General features: G+C 57.2%; 16 protein-coding genes. 15 read left to right on the forward strand and 1 reads right to left on the reverse strand.

The window, feature by feature from the left end:
- The first annotated feature begins 156 nt into the window (after positions 1-156).
- Genes AC2FLA_RS20610 through AC2FLA_RS20635 form a run of 6 tightly spaced genes read left to right on the forward strand, consistent with a single transcriptional unit; the run spans position 157 to position 4889 of the window.
- Positions 157-2187 (forward strand): TonB-dependent receptor domain-containing protein, encoded by a 2031-nt coding sequence (locus tag AC2FLA_RS20610; protein ID WP_496724853.1) that lies wholly within the window; start codon positions 157-159, stop codon positions 2185-2187.
- Positions 2188-2207: 20 nt separating this feature from the next.
- On the forward strand, positions 2208-2654 hold the full coding sequence (locus AC2FLA_RS20615) for a hypothetical protein (RefSeq protein ID WP_496724855.1): 447 nt from the start codon (positions 2208-2210) through the stop codon (positions 2652-2654).
- A gap of 28 nt (positions 2655-2682) precedes the next feature.
- Positions 2683-3327: a MotA/TolQ/ExbB proton channel family protein gene (locus tag AC2FLA_RS20620; RefSeq protein WP_496724857.1), complete on the forward strand. Its 645-nt coding sequence runs from the start codon at positions 2683-2685 to the stop codon at positions 3325-3327.
- Positions 3317-3688, forward strand: coding sequence for a biopolymer transporter ExbD (locus tag AC2FLA_RS20625; protein ID WP_496724859.1), 372 nt, complete (start codon positions 3317-3319; stop codon positions 3686-3688). Before AC2FLA_RS20620 ends, AC2FLA_RS20625 begins: the two co-directional genes overlap by 11 nt.
- Positions 3685-4080, forward strand: coding sequence for an ExbD/TolR family protein (locus tag AC2FLA_RS20630; protein ID WP_496724861.1), 396 nt, complete (start codon positions 3685-3687; stop codon positions 4078-4080). The genes AC2FLA_RS20625 and AC2FLA_RS20630 overlap by 4 nt, the downstream gene beginning before the upstream one ends.
- Positions 4077-4889, forward strand: coding sequence for an energy transducer TonB (locus AC2FLA_RS20635; protein WP_496724863.1), 813 nt, complete (start codon positions 4077-4079; stop codon positions 4887-4889). Before AC2FLA_RS20630 ends, AC2FLA_RS20635 begins: the two co-directional genes overlap by 4 nt.
- Before the next feature lie 20 nt (positions 4890-4909).
- Here AC2FLA_RS20635 and AC2FLA_RS20640 read toward each other — a convergent pair whose 3' ends face one another.
- Positions 4910-5692, reverse strand: a complete 783-nt coding sequence (locus AC2FLA_RS20640) for a FadR/GntR family transcriptional regulator (RefSeq protein WP_282121489.1) — start codon at positions 5690-5692, stop codon at positions 4910-4912.
- A gap of 350 nt (positions 5693-6042) precedes the next feature.
- On the opposite strand from AC2FLA_RS20640, the gene AC2FLA_RS20645 reads away from it, so the two are divergent.
- From AC2FLA_RS20645 to AC2FLA_RS20685, 9 genes are all read left to right on the forward strand, one after another.
- Positions 6043-7092: a TRAP transporter substrate-binding protein gene (locus tag AC2FLA_RS20645; protein WP_496724865.1), complete on the forward strand. Its 1050-nt coding sequence runs from the start codon at positions 6043-6045 to the stop codon at positions 7090-7092.
- Positions 7093-7206: 114 nt separating this feature from the next.
- Positions 7207-9270 carry a TRAP transporter large permease subunit gene (locus tag AC2FLA_RS20650; RefSeq protein ID WP_496724867.1) on the forward strand — a complete coding sequence of 688 codons (2064 nt, stop codon included), beginning with the start codon at positions 7207-7209 and terminating at the stop codon, positions 9268-9270.
- 12 nt (positions 9271-9282) lie between these two features.
- A complete protein-coding gene (locus tag AC2FLA_RS20655; RefSeq protein ID WP_496724869.1) occupies positions 9283-10470 on the forward strand; it encodes an alpha-hydroxy acid oxidase in 1188 nt (395 codons plus the stop codon).
- Complete coding sequence (gene dld / locus AC2FLA_RS20660) at positions 10467-12164, forward strand: D-lactate dehydrogenase (protein ID WP_496724871.1); 1698 nt, start codon at positions 10467-10469, stop codon at positions 12162-12164. Before AC2FLA_RS20655 ends, dld begins: the two co-directional genes overlap by 4 nt.
- A gap of 235 nt (positions 12165-12399) precedes the next feature.
- Positions 12400-13122 carry an acetoacetyl-CoA reductase gene (gene phbB / locus AC2FLA_RS20665; protein WP_472724058.1) on the forward strand — a complete coding sequence of 241 codons (723 nt, stop codon included), beginning with the start codon at positions 12400-12402 and terminating at the stop codon, positions 13120-13122.
- Positions 13123-13160: 38 nt separating this feature from the next.
- Positions 13161-15815 (forward strand): pyruvate dehydrogenase (acetyl-transferring), homodimeric type, encoded by a 2655-nt coding sequence (gene aceE, locus AC2FLA_RS20670; RefSeq protein WP_496724873.1) that lies wholly within the window; start codon positions 13161-13163, stop codon positions 15813-15815.
- Positions 15816-15842: 27 nt separating this feature from the next.
- Positions 15843-17090 (forward strand): dihydrolipoyllysine-residue acetyltransferase, encoded by a 1248-nt coding sequence (aceF, locus tag AC2FLA_RS20675; protein ID WP_496724875.1) that lies wholly within the window; start codon positions 15843-15845, stop codon positions 17088-17090.
- An 11-nt stretch (positions 17091-17101) separates the two neighbouring features.
- Positions 17102-18832, forward strand: a complete 1731-nt coding sequence (gene lpdA / locus AC2FLA_RS20680; protein ID WP_496724877.1) for a dihydrolipoyl dehydrogenase — start codon at positions 17102-17104, stop codon at positions 18830-18832.
- A gap of 10 nt (positions 18833-18842) precedes the next feature.
- Positions 18843-18985 (forward strand): hypothetical protein (locus AC2FLA_RS20685; protein WP_496724881.1); only part of this gene is annotated, 143 nt, incomplete at its 3' end.

The following is an 18985-nucleotide window of genomic DNA, read 5'->3' on the forward strand; positions in this document are numbered from 1 at the left end:
TCGTACGGACGACCAGGAATTTATGTTGACTGTTTTAGTCAACTTTATTAACGAGCACAAGTCGCCAAAAAAGGCGATTCCAAAAATCATAAAAGACTGACCAAGCCAGCGCGGAGCAAGCATTTCCGGTCCTCTTAAAATTTCGAAGGGACAGAAATGCGTTCGCGTATTCAAAAGATGGGGTTGCTTGGTACGGTGTCGTGCCTGAGCATGGTTGCGGCTGGTGCTTCGGCGCAGGAACAGGATGAAGGCTTCCTGGGTACGCTGGAACTGGGTGAAAGCAAACGGGAAATCCAAACGGATACCGCCGTGCCGGTCACCAATATCGATCAGGAAGAGATCAACGACCGTCAGGCCAACACCGTCGCAGAACTGATTGACACGGTGCCCGGTGTGACGCTGGTCAATGGCTCGACACCGCAAGGGTCGGGGATCAATATCCGTGGGTTCGGTGCCAACGGCACCTTTGGGACCGACCAGAAAGTGCTGATCCTTGTCGATGGGGCTACAACCGGCGCGGAGGAGTTGTATCGGATCGGCAATCAGTTGTTCACTGATCCGCAGCTATACAAAAGCGTCTCAGTCATTCGCGGCACAGTAGGCTCGTTCGAATACGGTTCGGGTGTCGTAGGCGGCGTGGTTCAGTTGGAAACCAAAGACGCTTCAGATTTTACCGGTGGTGAGCCCGGCTTCCGGTTCCGCCAAACGCTGGAAGGGTATTCCAACGGGAACGGCTTTGCTTCGTCGTCCATCCTGGCCTGGCAGCCAAACCGCCAGACCGAATTCCTGTTCAACTACACCTATCGTGATCAGGACGATCAGAAGGACGGCAATGGCGATACGATCGGTAACAGCGCCTTCACGCTGCCGTCGCTTCTGGCAAAGGGTAAATACAGCTTTGGTGACGACCTCGAACACTCGATCACCGCGTCCTATAATCAGTCGACGTCGGAAGAACGCGATGTTCCGTATGACTCGTTCGGCACGACGTCGGATTCATTTGGCAACGTAGACCGCGATATCGAAACGAAAATCGGCATTCTGCGGTATCAGTACCGTCCGGCGGGCAACGACCTGATCGATCTGGACGTAAACCTTAGCTACTCGGAGCAGGAGATTGACAGCTCTTACGTGCCCGGGTCCTCAAGCCTGGAAGGAACGCCATTCTTCCCAAGCATTCGTGGGCTGGCTGACGCGACGCACAACTATGAAACCACGAAGCTGACGATCAAGAATACGTCGTACTTCCAAACCGGCGTCGCCTCGCACGACCTGCGCGCCGGGATCGAATTCATCAATCGCGAGCGTCTGGACGCGCCCTCGGCCCCCGGTGGCACCGACCGACGTGTCGCACTGTTTGCCGTGGACGATATCCAGATCGGCGATCAGCTGACCATCACTCCGGCGATCCGGTACGAGACGCAGGACATCAAAGGCGACGGTGATGCATCGGCTCCGCGCAATGAAAGCTATGACAACAACGCGCTGATGGGCGGTTTGTCTGCAAGGTACGAATTTGCCAGCGGCTTTGCCGTGTTCGGCAGTGGGGCATACACGGAAAACCTGCCAATCATCGACGATCTGGGCACACCAGCATACATGACCCAACCTGAAAAGTCGCGCACATGGGAAGCGGGCTTCTCGTATAACCGTGGCGATATTTTTGCTGCGGGTGATGTGGTTCGTGCCAAGGTCAATTTCTATAAGACAGATCTTTGGGACATCACGTCTTATGTATCGGGCAGTCCTTCCCGCCCGCTGCAGGAAGTTGAAACCAAGGGCGTTGAAATCGAGGCATCTTATGCCAGCGCGGCTGGGTACTATGTCGACTTCAATGCAAACATCGTCAAAGGGACTGAAACCAGCTCGCTTGGCGTGGACTCACCATGGCGGAACGAGCCGACAGACTCGGCCCGGGTAACAGTCGGCAAACGCTTTGGCGAAACTCTGGACGTCAGCTGGGAGCTGTTCGGCGCCAAATCCGGCACCGACTCAAGCGGAGATCCGGTTGCTGGCTACGGCGTGAACACCCTGCGCGCGACCTATCTGCCGCAGGAAGGCGCGTTTCAAGGTTTCGAAGTTCGCGCAGGCGTCGAGAACATCTTTGACAAGAACTATCTGCCGAACCTTTCGACCCGCAACTCACCGGGCCGGAACTTCAAGCTGACCCTGGCCAAAACCTTCTGATCCACACGAAAGGACCAGTCATGCAGACAACAATCAAAAGAAATGCTCGGGTGGTCCTGCTGGCCCTGCTCCCAATTTTGGGGGCAGGGATTGCCAGCGCAGAGGAAACGCAAAAGCCCAGCGGCGTAGCAATCGAACTCAGCAGTGCCGAGGCAAAGGGCGAAAGCTGTTTGCTGAGCTTTGTCGCTGAAAACGCCTATGACATCGATATCGATGGCGCGGTTTATGAGACCGTTCTTTTCGGCGCAGAAGGTCAGGTGGCCCTTCTGACACTACTTGATTTTGCCGAATTGCCTGCGGGCAAGCCCCGTGTGCGGCAGTTCCAGTTCGACGACATGGCTTGCGATCAGATCAGCCGAATACTGATCAACGGTGTGCAGGAATGCGTGACACAATCTGACATGGCCGATGCCTGCATGTCCGGGCTTACGCTCAAAAGTCGTCTTGAAACGGAAGTGGTCGGGTGAGGTTATGGACGCAGTTATAAGAAAAATAATGGAAATTCTGGAATTGGGCGGGCCGGTTGTTGCCATCCTGATCGTGACTTCAATCGCAACACTTTCGTTGGTTCTGTACAAGCTGTGGCAGTTTCGGGCCGCAGGTGTCGGGCGTCATATTGAGCTTTCGCGCGCCATTCAGGCCTGGGATCGCAGGGACTTTGCCGAGACAAGGGCGCATCTGGGCAATAGCCGCAGCTACTTGGCGCCGGTGATCGCGATGGCTTTGTCTGGAGAGGATCGCACCTTGTCAGAACGTACCGACGCCGAGGCCGAAGCGCGGTTTGCCCAACTTGAGCAAGGGCTCAACGTCTTGGATATGGTCGCCCAACTTGCGCCGCTTCTGGGGCTTTTCGGGACCGTATTGGGCATGATCGAGGCGTTCCAAACCCTTCAGGGCGCGGGCAATTCTGTTGATCCATCGCTTCTTGCTGGTGGTATTTGGGTGGCCCTGTTGACGACCGCTGCCGGCCTTGCGGTTGCGATGCCGACTTCGATGGTTCTGACGTGGTTCGAGGCGCGCATGAACCGAGAGCGTAGTTTTGCCAACCGCGCTTTGAGAACTGTGTTTGCACCGGGCTATGCTGAGGACGCGCCGGTGGCTGATCAAACCCCGCAACAGGTTTTCGCCCATGGCACTTAACGTCCGCAGAAGACGGCGCAAGCGCTTGTCGATGACGTCCTTGATTGACGTCATCTTTCTGCTGTTGCTGTTCTTCATGCTGACGTCGACGTTCTCCAAATATGGCGAAATCGAATTTGCCACCGCTGCCGCCGGAGGCACAGAAACAGACCGGACAATCCGTTTTGTCAAACTCGAAGCCAACCGCATTTTGGTGGATGGCTCTCCCGCCACGTTCGAAGATGTGGCCGCGGTGATGGCAGCTGGTAAGCCTCAGATCGCGCTGATCAGTCTTGGACGGAGTGCCACCTCACAACAGTTGATCGATCTGCTTTCCGAACTGAGCGGTGTCGAGCAGTTGCGCGCGCAGGTGATCGGATGATTCAACTGAAGTCCAAGGAAAAACATGGCCGTGAGCCGACGATTGCGCTGATCAATGTCGTCTTTCTGATGCTCATCTTTTTCATGATTGCAGGCACCCTTGCGCCGCCGCTGAGCCAATCGGTGAAGCTGGTGGAAACCAGTGATCTGGACGGTCGCGAGCCACCCGATGCTATGGTCATTCGTAGCGATGGTTCACTGGAATACCGGGGCGCCGAACTGACTGGAATTGAGGCGTATGTGGAACGCGCGTCGATCAACCTGCCGCTGGATGATGTTCGCGTCGTGCCGGACCGGGCTTTGCCTGCTGTTCGGCTGAAAGAGGTCAGTGATACCTTGCGTGCGCTGGGTGCAAAAAGGGTGTACGTGGTCACAGAAAGGGGTTTGCAATGATACCCAGATCTCGTGGCATAGCTGTTGCGGCTTTGGCGCTGGCCGCAGCCACCCATGTTCTTGCCCTGCATGACTTTTCCGCAGGTGAACCGGTGCTTGTCGAAGGTGGCGGGTCGGGCGAAGTTGCTGCGCTGGGGGATGCCTTCAAGGACTATGTGACGGGGGCCACCGCCTCGGCACCCGCTACTGCGCATCAACCGACAGTCGCACCGACACAGCAACAAACGGCGGTTAGCCCAACCTCTCAGGCCCAGGCGTCGGTTCCAGGGGCGATCAAGCATACCGTCGCCGACAGCACAGCGGCTGTCGCGGTGACCCATCGACAAGCATCCGCCGAAGCGCAAGAAGCAGTGCCGTCAGAGACCGAAGCCGTTGCGAAAACCCCGGCCATGAAACCAACGGATCCGACCAAACAAAAGGTCGATCAGGTTGCGTCGCAGGCAGGAAATTCTGAAAAAAGCGCCAGAAAAGGCAACGCATCGGGAAAAACCAGCAAAGGCGCTGCGACGGCCAAAAAGACAAGTTCCATAGCGGCCGGGCAGGGTAACGCTGAGGTCAGCAATTACAGAGGGCACGTAATGCGCAAGATAACTCGTGCCCGACGTAAGAACGTCAATATTCGTGGTGCAGTGTTGGTGAGTTTTCGGATTGGCGACAATGGGGCGCTTGTAAGTGTCACCGTCAAGCGCGGCTCGGGGTCGAAACGACTGGATCAGGTGGCACTTGCGCAAGTACGCGCGGCAGCGCCGTTTCAGCCACCACCTGCCGCAGCCCGTCGTGATTACATGATTGAGATCGTTGGAAAGTAAGAACGACTTGCGCTGCCCGATCAGAGTTTTGAATCAGACAGAAGGCGGCGCTTTTCGGCCATTGCCTCACGGCGGCGTCTTTCAATGCCAAGCTTGAAGGACTCTTCTACAAAGTCGATGTGGTCATACGCAGCTTTTTCCGCGCGTGCTTCGTCGCCTGCGATGACCGCCATTCCCAGTTCGCGATGCTGCTCCATCAGCAGCTTGCCCGTGCCGTCGATGGTCTTCAGAAAATCACGATTGTAGAACACGCCTTGCCGTGTGAGCTCATAGATCGAAGCCATCATGTGGATGAGCGTCGCGTTTTGGCTGGCGTCCACAATTGCGGCGTGCAGTGCAAAATCAGCTTCACGCGAGGCCAATGCATCCTTCTCGCGCCAGGCGCGTTCATCCTCGGCCAAGATATTCGTGATCCGTTCCTTATCCGCTTTGGTCGCCCGCCGCGCGGCGAGCTTAGCGGCAAAGCCTTCCTGTTCGCGCCTGTATTCGAGATAGTCAAAAAAAGCGGGCTCATGGCGTTCGTAAAGCGCCAACAGGGCGGGGAGCATGGCGCTGCCTGTCAACGCAGCTACGAAAGTGCCTTCACCATGCTGTGTCGTCACCAGGCCCCGCTCTTCAAGAACCGCCAGCGCCTCACGTAGTTTGGGGCGAGATACGCGAAGGGTTTCCGCCAGATCGCGTTCTGATGGCAGTTTGCGACCCTGCTTGAGGATGCCCGAAGCAATCAGGTCTTCAATCTGAGCCACCACTGCATCCGAGAGTGATTCGTGCCCGATTGGTTCGAAAATCGCTGTCGTGTTCATCGTGGTTTACCCTTCTGAAGAAGATTCAGAACCCATTTGGTAAATAAAAGTAACCTTTGAGTGTGTGTTTTTCAATGCCTGATTTCATGGGGTAACCTCTCGGAAAATTTAGAGCGCAACTGGTTACCAGTAAACAAAAAAGTCCGAAACACTTGCTTAGGCATCGTTGGCGGCGGCCCTCTTAAGTTTAGGCGATCTGGGTCATTTCTAGGCAAATGGCAATCGAGCCATTGGTAAATAAAGTTGTTGACTGAAATGTTTGGTCAACTTTATTTACCAGTGTGGCGCAGGAAGATCTCGCGTCACAAATTCATCGGACGCCAAGTCCGACCGACCCTGGAGGAGATTTCATGAAAAAGACCCTGACGAGCCTTGCCGTGGCTGCCAGCCTGATGGCGGCACCTGCGGTTGCTGCTGACAAACTGCTGCTGAAAACCCCGATTGCTTTCTCGACCGAGCTTCCAGGGTTGGGTTCCCCGATCCCTCGTGTTGCCGAGCAGCTTGACCTGATGTCTGGCGGTACGCTGAAGATGAAGGTTTACGAGCCGGGCAAATTGGTCCCGCCGTTCGAAATTCTGGATGCCGTATCGACTGGCAAGATTAACTCGGGCTACACCACCGCTGGTTACTGGGCGGGTAAAATCCCGGCTGCGCCGCTGTTCTCGGCGGTTCCGTTTGGCCCTGAGGCGGGCGAATACATGGCGTGGCTGTATTACGGCAACGGAATGTCGCTGTACCAAGAGATGTATGATCAGGCGGGATACAACGTTCATGTAATCCCCTGCGCGGTTATCGCCCCTGAAACGTCGGGCTGGTTCGCGACCGAGATCAACACCCCTGAAGATCTGAGTGGCCTCAAGATGCGCTTCTTCGGTCTGGGTGGAAAAGTCATGCAGAAACTGGGCGTGGCAACCTCGTTGCTGCCGGGCGGTGAGATTTTCCCCGCGCTTGAAAAAGGCGCCATCGACGCAACCGAGTTTTCGATGCCTGCCATCGACGCGCGTCTGGGCTTTCACAAACTGGTTAAGTTCAACTATTTCCCCGGTTGGCACCAGCAGGCGACCGTGTTCGAGCTGATGATCAACAAGGACGTCTGGAACGAAACCAGCGAGCAGCACAAGGCGATCATCGAAAACGCCTGTAAGGCTTCGATGGCTGACAGTTTTGCCGAAGGTGAGGCCATCCAGCACGCGGCCCTGATCGACAACGTTGAAAACAACGGCGTCACCATCAAGCAATGGTCGCCCGAGATGCTGGACACCTTCCGTGCCACCTGGGATGAGGTTGCTGCCGAAGAGGCCGCCAACGATGCCTTCTTTGCCAAGGTTCTGGCCGACATGAACGAATTCCGCGACGGCTATGTCCTGTGGAAAACCAACGCGTTCCTCCCCCGTCAGTAACCCGACTTGCTGACGCGTCCGGGGCAGGGGCAACTCCGCCTCGGACATTATCAGGATTTTAGACCTGCATTCCCTTGACCGCGCTCGCGCCGGTCAGCTGAGCGAGGATTACCCATGGCCACGCAAAAGAACTTAAGTGACCCAGTCGAAGCCTATGAAGGCATCCTGGAACATCCTGACACTGACCGTCAGAAGATCGCCGTTGCTATTGATACAGGTGTCAAAGCCGTCGGGCACGTAGTGATGTGGGCCAATGTCCTCTTGATGGCCGCGATCTTCAGCCAGGTCTCGCTGCGCTATCTGTTCAGCCAGAACTATCCCAAATTGGACGAGATCCAGTGGCACTTTTATGGCATCGTCACGATGATCGGTATTTCTTATGCCTTGATCACAGACAGCCATGTGCGCGTCGACGTTCTGCACATGCAACTGTCCCGTCGCGCGCAGCGTGTGATCGAAGTGATCGGCATTCTGACCCTGCTGACCCCGTTCATCTATCTGATGATCGATCAAGGGTATGATTACTTCTACGAGAGCTTCCGCGTCAGCGAGCGCTCGGACAGCCCCACAGGTCTGCCTGCGCGCTGGGCCTTCAAGGCGGTCATTCCGATCAGTTTTGTTCTGTTGGGCTTGGCCGCGGTGGCGCGATTGATCCATGACGGGCATGCGCTGATGTACGGGCCGGCGTCAGAGCGCGAAGGTGCGCCTTTGCGTCGGATCCTGTTGGTGCTGGCCGTATTTGCCGCGGTCTGTATTGGCCTGACCTTCCTGGTTGAAACGACTGAGGAAAAGCTGGTCATCGCGATGTTCCTGACATTCATTGCGCTGCTTTTCACCGGGTATCCGGTAGCCTGGGTTCTGGCGGGTGTGGGCGTTGCCTATTGTGGGCTGGCCTACCTGTTTGACAACGATCTGATGCTGTGGACCGGGCTCGAGAGTACCTTTACCGGGCTCGATTACCTGACCCTTGGCGCTGTGGTGAACCGGGTCTACGCGACCATGTCCAACGCGGTTCTGGTTGCGCTGCCGATGTTCATCTTTATGGGCCTGATGCTGGACGAAAGCGGTGTGGCCGAGCGTCTGATGTCCTCGATGCAGCGCCTATTTGGTACGGTGCGCGGGGGATTGGCTATCACCGTAACCCTGATCGGCATCATTCTGGCGGCTTCGACCGGCATCATCGGTGCGTCCGTGGTTCTGCTGGGTGTGCTGTCGCTGCCGTCAATGATGCAGCAAAAGTACCAACCGACGCTGGCGGCTGGAGTGGTTTCGGCCTCAGGCACGCTGGGCATCCTGATCCCACCGTCGATCATGCTGGTGATCATGGCCGACCAGATGGCTTTGTCGGTAGGTGATCTGTTCATGGCCGCGGTCTTTCCGGGTGTCATCATCGGTGGTCTGTACCTGACCTACATCTTCATCCTCGCCTTGGTGAAACGCGATGCGGCACCAGTGCCCGAGGGTGCAAAAGCCCCCGATTGGGCCGCCGTCAAGGACGTGCTGTTTGCCGTTATCCCAACGCTGTTGCTGATCCTTGCGGTACTGGGTTCGATCTTTGCCGGGCTGACGACGCCAACCGAGGCTTCGGGCATCGGTGCACTGGGTGCCACGCTGCTCGCGCTGGGTTATCGCAAGTTGACATTCGCCAAGCTGTGGAATGTGCTGGTCTCGACCTTCAACACCACTGCTTACATCTTCGCGATCTTCCTAGGCGCGACCGTGTTTTCGTATGTCCTACGAGAACTGGGTGGAGATGAGCTGATCGAACACGTTGTGCAGTCCACCGGCTTTGGTGCGAACGGCACGATCCTCTTCATCCTGTTTATCGTCTTCCTGCTGGGTTTTGTTCTGGACTGGATCGAAATCACGCTGATCGTGCTGCCGCTGATGCGCCCCATCGTGAACGGTCTGGGCATCGATATTCCCGGATTTGGAGTACTGGATGAACCGGCGCTTGTGTGGTTTGTGATCCTGGTGGCGGTTACGCTGCAAACCAGCTTCCTAACCCCACCCGTTGGTTTTGCCTTGTTCTATCTCAAGGGCGTCTGCCCGCCCGAGATCAAACTGACGCATATCTACAAGGGCATCATCCCCTTTGTCCTGCTGCAATTGACCGGACTGGCGCTTGTATTCCTGTGGCCCACACTTGCCACCTGGTTGCCATCCGTCGCCTATTAAGGAGGAAGAGTCATGCGTCTGAAGGACTGTCATAACTTTCAGGATTTCCGCAGATTGGCCAAGCGCCGCCTGCCGGGGCCGATCTTCAACTATATTGACGGCGGCGCGGATGATGAGGTGACTTACCGCGAAAACACACGGACGTTTGATCGGTGTGATCTGCTGCCATCGGTCCTGCGTGGGGTGACGGACGTGGACATGTCGGTCACCGTGATGGGGCAAAAGCTGGATATGCCGATTTATTGCTCGCCGACGGCTTTGCAGCGCCTTTTCCACCATCAAGGGGAACGTGCTGTGGCAGCGGCCGCCGAGAAATATGGCACCATGTTCGGTGTGTCGTCGCTGGGCACCGTGTCCATGGAAGAATTGCGCCAGAAGCATAAGAACCCGCAGGTCTATCAGTTCTACTTCCACAAAGATCGCGGGCTGAACTCTGCCATGATGCAGCGCGCCAAAGAGGCGGGTGTCGAGGTGATGATGCTGACCGTCGACAGCATCACCGGCGGCAATCGCGAACGGGACCTGCGCACAGGCTTTTCAATCCCGTTTCGCCTGACTTTGGGCGGCATGATCCAATTCGCGATCAAGCCGATGTGGGGCATCAACTATGTCACGCATGAAAGGTTCCGCCTGCCGCAATTGGACGAACATGTGGATATGGGCGGCGGCGCCAGTTCGATCGGTGGCTACTTCACTGACATGTTGGACCCGTCGATGGACTGGGATGATGTGGCCGAGATGGTGCGTGAGTGGGATGGCCAGTTCTGCCTCAAAGGTATCATGACAGTCGAGGACGCACGCCGTGCGGTTGAGATCGGGTGTACCGGCATCATCCTGTCGAACCACGGCGGTCGCCAGTTGGACGGCTCGCGTACGCCGTTTGATCAGTTGGCCGAGATTGTGGATGCCGTCGGCGACAAGCTGGACGTGATGATGGACAGCGGAATTCAGCGCGGAACCCATGTGCTCAAGGCGTTGTCTTTGGGTGCCAAGGCGGTCGGGGTAGGGCGGCACTATCTGTATCCATTGGCTGCCGCTGGTCAGCCGGGCGTCGAACGGGCGCTGGGATTGATGCGGGCTGAGATTGAGCGCGACATGAAGCTGATGGGCGTTACGCGGATCGACGAACTGTCGCGCGCCAACCTGCGCTTCCGTGATCCGACGAGCAGCCCGAGCGATGCACATCGGAACGCGGCATGACCAACGAAGCCCTCATAACCAAATTTCGCGCCATCGTCGGTCCCCGTAATGTGCTAAAAGGCGCACGCGCGACCGAGCGGTTCCGCCGCGGGTTCAGATCGGGTGAGGGCGAGGCACTCTGCGTAGTTCAGCCCGGCACCCTGCTGGAACAGTGGAACGTATTGCAGGCCTGTGTCGCCGCCGACAAGATCGTCATCATGCAGGCGTCCAATACTGGCCTGACCGAAGGGTCTGCGCCCAAAGGCGGTTACGATCGTGACGTTGTGCTGATTAATGTCAGTCGGATGAAAGCCCTGCACCTTTTGCAAGACGGTCAGCAGGTTCTTAGCCTGCCGGGCGCGTCTCTGTTTGAGTTGGAGAAGCAGCTAAGGCCACTGGGGCGAACACCGCATTCGGTAATCGGGTCCTCCAGCATTGGGGCCTCGATCGTGGGTGGGGTTTGCAACAATTCCGGCGGGTCGCTTTGCGAGCGTGGGCCCAGCTATACAGAGCTTGCCCTTTTCGCCCAGATCGCCGCGGATGGGACGCTGAAACTGGTGAACCATCTGGGACTGGATTTGGGCGACACTCCAGAGGAAATCCTGACCCGTGTTGAAGCCGGGGATTTCGACAAGGATGCCCCGACACCTCAGGGTCGCAATGCGTCGGACCCGGATTACACTGCGATCCTGCGCGATGTCGATGCGGACACGCCCTCGCGTTACAACAATGACGAACGGCTGTTGTACGAAGTGTCCGGCTGTGCGGGCAAACTGGCGGTATTCGCAGTGCGGCTTGATACCTTCCCGACCTATGAGCGTGAGCAGGTCTTTTACATCGGTACAAACGACCCTGCTGACCTTACCGACCTACGTCGCCACATCCTGACGCACTTCAAAACACTGCCAGTTTCAGCCGAATACGTTCATCGCGAGTGTTTCGACATCGCTGCGAAATACGGTAAGGACACTCTGGTTATGATCGACAAGCTGGGGACCGACCGGCTGCCGTTGTTCTTTGCCTTAAAAGGCGCGGTGGACTCGCGTCTGAACAAGTTTTCGTTGACCCGGGGTTTCACCGACAAGTTCATGCAGGTTGTTGCAAAGCTTTGGCCCGAGCATCTGCCGGAGTTCCTGTATGAGTATCGTGACAGGTATGAACACCACCTCATCTTGAAAGTGCATGACAGCGGTATCGAAGAGGCGGCGGTGTTTCTTCCCGAATTCTTTGGTTCCCGCAGCGCCGAATTTGTCACCTGCACCCCGCGTGACGCCAAGATCGCCGGGTTGCATCGATTTGCTGCTGCGGGTGCCGCTGTGCGGTATGGCCATGTCCATTCCGACGAAGTCGAAGAGATACTGGCGCTGGATATCGCGCTGCGTCGCAATGATCGTGATTGGTTCGAAACGCTGCCGCCTGAGATCACCGATCAGTTGGTTGGCAAAGTCTATTACGGCCACTTGATGTGCCACGTGATGCACCAGGATTACATCATCAAAAAGGGATGCGATCCAAGGGCGATCAAGACTGCGATGCTTCGAATACTTGATGAGCGCGGGGCCGAATATCCGGCCGAGCACAATGTCGGCCACCTCTACAAGGCCAAGCCGGATCTCGCGGCGCATTACAGGCGCTGCGATCCAACTAATTCCTTTAACCCCGGGATCGGTAAAATGTCGAAGTTCCGGGATTACGTCGGTGACAAGCCCCGGTGACCGTGGTCGCAATCGCGTGCCGTCCTTTGCGTGTTGACCGTGAGCGGTTGCATAAACACTCCGATAACTCTCTGTAAGAAAATAATTTTAAGATTAAAATTTCAAGTAGTTTAATACTAAACCTTTCCTGAAACGCATAGCCGCTATTCCGCTCAGGCCTATCCGGTGGTAAAAAATTACGCTACGTAACACTGCAAGTTAGGTCAAAGTCACTGACTAATTGGAGGGATTAGAGATGACACGAACTGCACTTGTAACCGGTGGTAGCCGGGGTATCGGCGAAGCGATTTCCAGAAAGTTGAAAGCTGAAGGATATACTGTTGCCGCGACCTATGCCGGCAATGACGAAAAGGCGGCTGCTTTTACCGCCGAGACCGGCATCAAAACCTATAAATGGAATGTCGCAGATTACGAAGCCTCGGCCGCTGGGATCGCGCAGGTCGAGGCCGAGATTGGATCGATCGATATTGTGGTCGCCAACGCCGGGATTACCCGCGACGCGCCGTTCCACAAGATGACGCCCCAGCAGTGGAAAGATGTCATAGACACCAACCTGACCGGCGTTTTCAACACCATCCACCCAATCTGGCCCGGTATGCGCGAGCGTAAGTTCGGCCGTGTCATTGTCATCAGTTCTATCAACGGCCAGAAAGGCCAGTTTGCGCAAGCCAACTATGCCGCCACCAAGGCAGGTGATCTGGGAATCGTCAAATCTCTGGCACAGGAAGGCGCGCGCGCAGGCATTACCGCAAACGCTATCTGCCCCGGTTATATCGCCACTGAGATGGTCATGGCCGTGCCTGAAAAGGTCCGCGAGGCCATTATCGGCCAAATCCCGGCGGGACGGCTGGGCGAACCCGAGGAAATCGCCCGCTGTGTGGCCTTCTTGGCCTCGGATGACGCCGGGTTTGTCAACGGCTCAACGATTTCTGTCAACGGCGCACAATTCTTCGTCTGACACTCCTCGGGACACAGTTTGAGAAAGGAACCTGCCCAATGAAAGACCTCGAACCCGATATCGACCCGGTAGAAAGTCAGGAATGGCAGGACGCCATTGAAGACGTGATTGAACGAGACGGTGCGAACCGTGCGCATTTCCTGTTGGACAAGGCCGTGCAGAAGGCCCGCGCCGCCGGGGCGACGCTGCCGTTTTCGGCTACAACGCCCTATCAGAATACCATCCCGGTCGATGATCAGTACGCCTTTCCCGGCGATCCTGAGATGGAGTGGCGGATCCGTACGATCAACCGCTGGAACGCCATGGCAACCGTGGTTCGACGCAACAAAGTCAGCAGCGAATATGGCGGCCACATTGCCTCCTTTGCCTCATCAGCTGTTATGTATGACGTGGGCCTGAACCACTTCTGGCGATCGAAATCGGCGATCCACGGTGGCGACCTGGTGTTTTTTCAAGGCCATGTGATCCCCGGCATCTATGCCCGGTCCTTCATGGAAGGGCGCATCACTGAAGAGCAGCTGGAAAACTTCCGCTCCGAGGTCGATGGCGGCGGGCTGTCCAGCTATCCGCACCCGTGGTTGATGCCGGATTACTGGCAGTTCCCGACGGTCTCGATGGGCTTGGGTCCACTGATGGCAATCTATCAGGCGCGGTTCATGAAATACATGCACAACCGGGGTCATATCGACATGGCCGACCGTAAAGTGTGGTGCTTCCTCGGCGATGGCGAGATGGACGAACCCGAAAGCCGGGGTGCAATTGACCTGGCCGTGCGAGAAGGCCTGGATAACCTGATCTTCGTGATCAACTGCAACCTGCAACGGCTCGATGGTCCGGTTCGCGGCAACGGCAAGATCGTGCAAGAACTTGAGGGCGACTTCCGCGGTGCGGGCTGGAACGTGATCAAGCTGCTTTGGGGTAAGGGCTGGGATCAACTGCTGGAAAAAGATACGAGCGGGCGGTTGCGTCAGTTGATGGATGAAACCGTCGATGGCGACTACCAAACGTTCAAGTCGAAAGACGGCGCTTATATCCGCGAACATTTCTTTGGGAAATACCCGGAAACCGCTGCTTTGGTCGAAGACTGGACCGACGATCAGATCTGGGCATTGCGCCGGGGCGGACATGACCCAGAAAAAGTCTATACCGCATTCAAGCGCGCGACCGAGAACGAGGGCACGCCGACCTGCCTGCTGGTGAAAACCGTCAAGGGCTACGGCATGGGCTCGGCCGGTGAGGGGCAGAACACCACCCACCAGCAAAAGAAACTGGCCGAAGATCAGTTGCGTGCGTTCCGTGATCGGTTCCAGATCCCGGTCAGTGACGAAGACCTGCCCAACGCGCCGTTTGTGTCGTTGAACAACGCACAAAAGGCTTACCTGGCCGATCGACGCAAGGCTTTGGGCGGTGAGTTCCCCAAACGCGACAGCAGCGCTCCGGCGTTGGAGATCCCCGAACTTTCCAAGTTCGAAGCTCAACTAAAGGGCACCGGTGATCGCGAGATCTCGACGACGATGGCCTTTGTCCGCATCCTGACCACGCTGTTGCGTGACAAGGGAATGGGCAAGAACGTGGTGCCGATCGTGCCGGACGAAAGCCGGACCTTTGGGATGGAGGGGCTGTTCCGCTCGGTCGGGATCTACAACCCCTCGGGTCAGAACTATACCCCTGAAGATGCTGATCAGATGATGTTCTACAAGGAAACGACCAACGGTCAGGTCCTGCAGGAAGGCATCAACGAGGCTGGCGCCATGGCCGATTGGATTGCGGCAGCGACTGCGTATTCCAATCACGGCGTCCCGATGATCCCGTTCTTCATCTACTATTCGATGTTTGGCTTCCAGCGCATCGGTGATCTGGCCTGGGCGGCTGGTGATAGTCGTGCGCGGGGCTTCATGCTGGGCGGTACGGCCGGTCGGACGACGCTGAACGGTGAAGGTCTTCAACACGAGGATGGCCACAGCCACATTCTTGCGGGCACTATCCCGAACTGCATCACCTACGATCCGACCTTCAGCTATGAAGTCGCAGTGATCATCCAGAATGGTCTGCAGCGCATGTATGGCGATCAGGAAGATATCTATTTCTACCTGACCCTGATGAACGAAAACTATACGCACCCCGATATGCCGATGGGCGCGGAAGAGGGGATCATCAAGGGGCTGTATCGGTTTCAGGAAACCAAGAAGCCAGGCAAGAAGCACGTCAACCTGATGGGCTCGGGCACCATTCTTGTGCAGGCGATGAAAGCAGCGGAATTGCTGAAGAAAGATTTCGGCGTGACGTCTGATATCTGGTCGGCCACCTCCTTCAACGAATTGGCCCGTGACGGACAGGATGCGGCACGCGCCAACCGTCTGGACCCGCTGGCAGAGGAACGCGTGCCTTACGTTACCGAACAGCTTTCAAAGGCCAAAGGTCCGATCATCGCGGCGACTGACTACATGAAGAACTACGCCGAGCAGATCCGCGCCTTTGTGCCGGGCCGCTATACGGTGCTGGGCACGGATGGGTATGGCCGTTCGGACAGCCGCGTGAACCTGCGCCGGTTCTTCGAGGTCGATGCCAATCATATCGCGGCGGCGGCAATGGTCGATCTGTATCGCGAAGGTGCGGTGACCAAGGCCGAGCTCGAGAAGGCGCTCAAGACATATGAAATCGACGGCGACAAGCCGAACCCCCGGTTGGTTTAAACCCACGGGGCACGAGGAGACGTAGAAATGGCAATCGAAGTAACAGTCCCGGATATCGGGGATTTTGCAGAGGTCCCGGTGATCGGCATCCTGGTCTCGGTCGGTGACACCATCGCCGCCGAGGACCCGCTGATCGAATTGGAAAGCGACAAGGCAACGATGGAGGTTCCGTCCCCCGCCGCAGGTGTCGTCAAGGAAATCAAAGTGTCCGAGGGCGACAACGTTTCTGAAGGCGCGCTGATCCTGCTGCTGGAAGGCGAGGGGACACCCGCCGCCCCGGCCGAGGCCGCGCCAGCCGCCGCACCGGCACCTGCAGCTGCCCCCGCGCCAGCCACCCCGGCGGCGCCGGTGATGGACCAAGGGTTCGGCAAGGCCCATGCCTCGCCATCGGTGCGCGCCTTTGCCCGTCAGCTGGACATTGACCTGTCCAAGGTCAACGGCTCGGGCCGCAAGGGTCGTATCCTGCGCGAGGACGTCACCAAGTTCCTCAAATCCACGAATGCGACCGCTCCGGCTGCGGCGGGTGCATCGGGTGGCATGGGCATCCCACCAATCCCGGTTGTCGATTTCTCAAAGTTCGGCCCGGTCGAAGACGTGGAAATGCCTCGGATCAAAAAGCTGTCTGGACCTGCGTTACACCGGTCGTGGCTCAACATCCCGCATGTCACCCATAATGATGAGGCCGACATCACCGAGCTGGACAAATACCGCAAGGAAATGGACACGATGGCCAAGGAAGAAGGCTATCGCGTCACATTGCTGAGCTTTGTGGTCAAGGCCTCGGTCAATGCGCTGAAACAGCATTGGGAATTTAACTCGTCGATCCACCCGGATGGCGACAAGCTGATCCGCAAATCCTACTACAACATCGGTTTTGCGGCGGACACGCCGAACGGACTGGTTGTGCCGGTCATCAAAGATGCGGATCGTAAGGGCATTGTCGAGATCTCCAAGGATCTGATGGAATTGTCGGGCAAGGCGCGTGCAGGTGAGCTGAAATCGAACGACATGCAGGGCGCGACGTTCACGATCTCGTCGCTGGGCGGTATCGGTGGCACCCATTTCACTCCGATTGTCAACGCGCCTGAGGTGGCCATTCTAGGCCTGACCCGGTCGAAGATGGCTCCGGTCTGGAATGGCGAAGAATTCGTGCCGCGCCTGATGCAGCCCTTGTCTCTCAGCTATGACCACCGTGCCGTTGATGGCGCCTTGGCCGCGCGCTTTTGCGTCACGCTCAAGACGCTGTTGGGTGACATGCGCAAGTTGATGTGGTGAGGAGAGAACAGATGGACGTCAATGTACCCGATATCGGCGATTTCTCCGATGTGCCCGTGCTCAGCATTCTTGTCTCGGTTGGTGACACCGTCGCCGCCGAAGACCCGCTGATCGAACTGGAATCCGACAAGGCTACAATGGAGGTTCCGTCCCCCGCCGATGGCAAGGTCGTCTCGATTGCCGTTGCCGAAGGTGACAATGTTTCGGAAGGCGCGCTGATCCTGACTTTGGAAGCCGCCGAAGGCGCAACACCCGAGGCCGCCCCGGCCGAGGCACCTGCCGCCCCTCAGGCTGTGGCCGCCACCGGCGCTTCAGTCGGGCAGGGCGATGTGCATGCCGAAGTGGTTGTGCTGGGCTCGGGCCCCGGTGGTTACACCGCAGCCTTCCGCGCCGCCGATCTGGGCAAAAAGGTTGTCATGATCGAGCGCAACCCGACGCTGGGCGGTGTCTGCCTGAACGTGGGCTGTATCCCTTCGAAGGCGTTGTTGCACGTGGCCAAGGTTATCACCGAGGCCGAAGAGATGGGCGCGCATGGTGTCAACTTTGGCAAGCCTAAGATTGACCTGGACGAATTGCGCGCCTTCAAAAACAGCGTTGTCGGCAAACTGACCGGCGGTTTGGACGGTTTGTCCAAGGGCCGCAAGGTCCAGATCGTGCGTGGCTACGGTCGCTTCTCGGGTCCGAACATGATCGAGGTCATGGGCGATGACGGAATGACAACGGTTTCCTTTGACCAATGCATCATTGCGGCGGGATCTGAACCGGTTGAGCTGCCCTTTATTCCGCATGACGATGACCGCGTGATCGACTCGACAGGTGCGCTGGAACTGGCGGATGTTCCAAAGCGGATGCTGGTTCTGGGCGGCGGCATCATTGGTCTGGAAATGGCTTGCGTTTATGACGCGCTGGGCTCGGACATCACCGTGGTCGAGTTGATGGATCAGATTATCCCTGGTGCGGACAAGGATATCGTTAAACCTCTGATGACCCGCATCAAGGGCCGGTACGAAAACATTTTCCTAAAGACCAAGGTCACAGCGATTGAACCGTTGAAAAAGGGCCTCAAGGTCACGTTCGAGGATGACAAGGGCGAAAGCTTCACCGACACGTTCGACAAGGTTCTGGTGGCCGTAGGACGCAAACCCAACGGCAAACTGATCGACGCCGAGAAAGCCGGGGTCGCGGTGGATGAGCGTGGCTTTATCGCCGTGGACAACCAACTGCGCACCGGCGTGCCGCATATCTTCGCCATCGGCGATTTGGTCGGCCAGCCGATGCTGGCGCACAAGGCCGTGCACGAAGGCAAGGTTGCAGCCGAGGTTGCCGCCGGTCACAAGCGGTTCTTCGACGCGAAACTGATCCCTTCGGTCGCTTATACCGACCCGGAAGTGGCTTGGTGTGGCTTGACTGAGACCGACGCGAAGGCCAGGGGGATCAAGGTCGAAAAAGGCGTGTTCCCATGGGCCGCGTCGGGCAAATCTCTGTCCAATGGCCGATCCGAAGGCATCACCAAACTGCTGTTCGATCCACAGGATCAGCGCATCGTGGGTGCCTGCATCGTCGGCACCAACGCCGGTGATCTGATCTCCGAGACTGCTCTGGCCATCGAAATGGGGGCGGATGCGGTCGATCTTGGTCACACGATCCACCCCCACCCGACGCTCAGCGAGACAGTGAACTTCGCGGCCGAGATGTTCGAGGGCACAATCACCGATCTCATCCCGCCCAAGAAACGCAGCTAGGATCATGGCGATGAAGATAGGCACACCGAGAGAGACTTATGACGGTGAGAACCGTGTTGGGATGACGCCGGAGTCTGCGTTGCAGCTTCAGAAGTTGGGCTATGAATGTCTGATTGAGAAGGGTGCTGGTGCTGCGGCTGGATTTTCGGATGC

The sequence above is a fragment of the Ruegeria sp. CDSA033 genome, assembly GCF_059612305.1.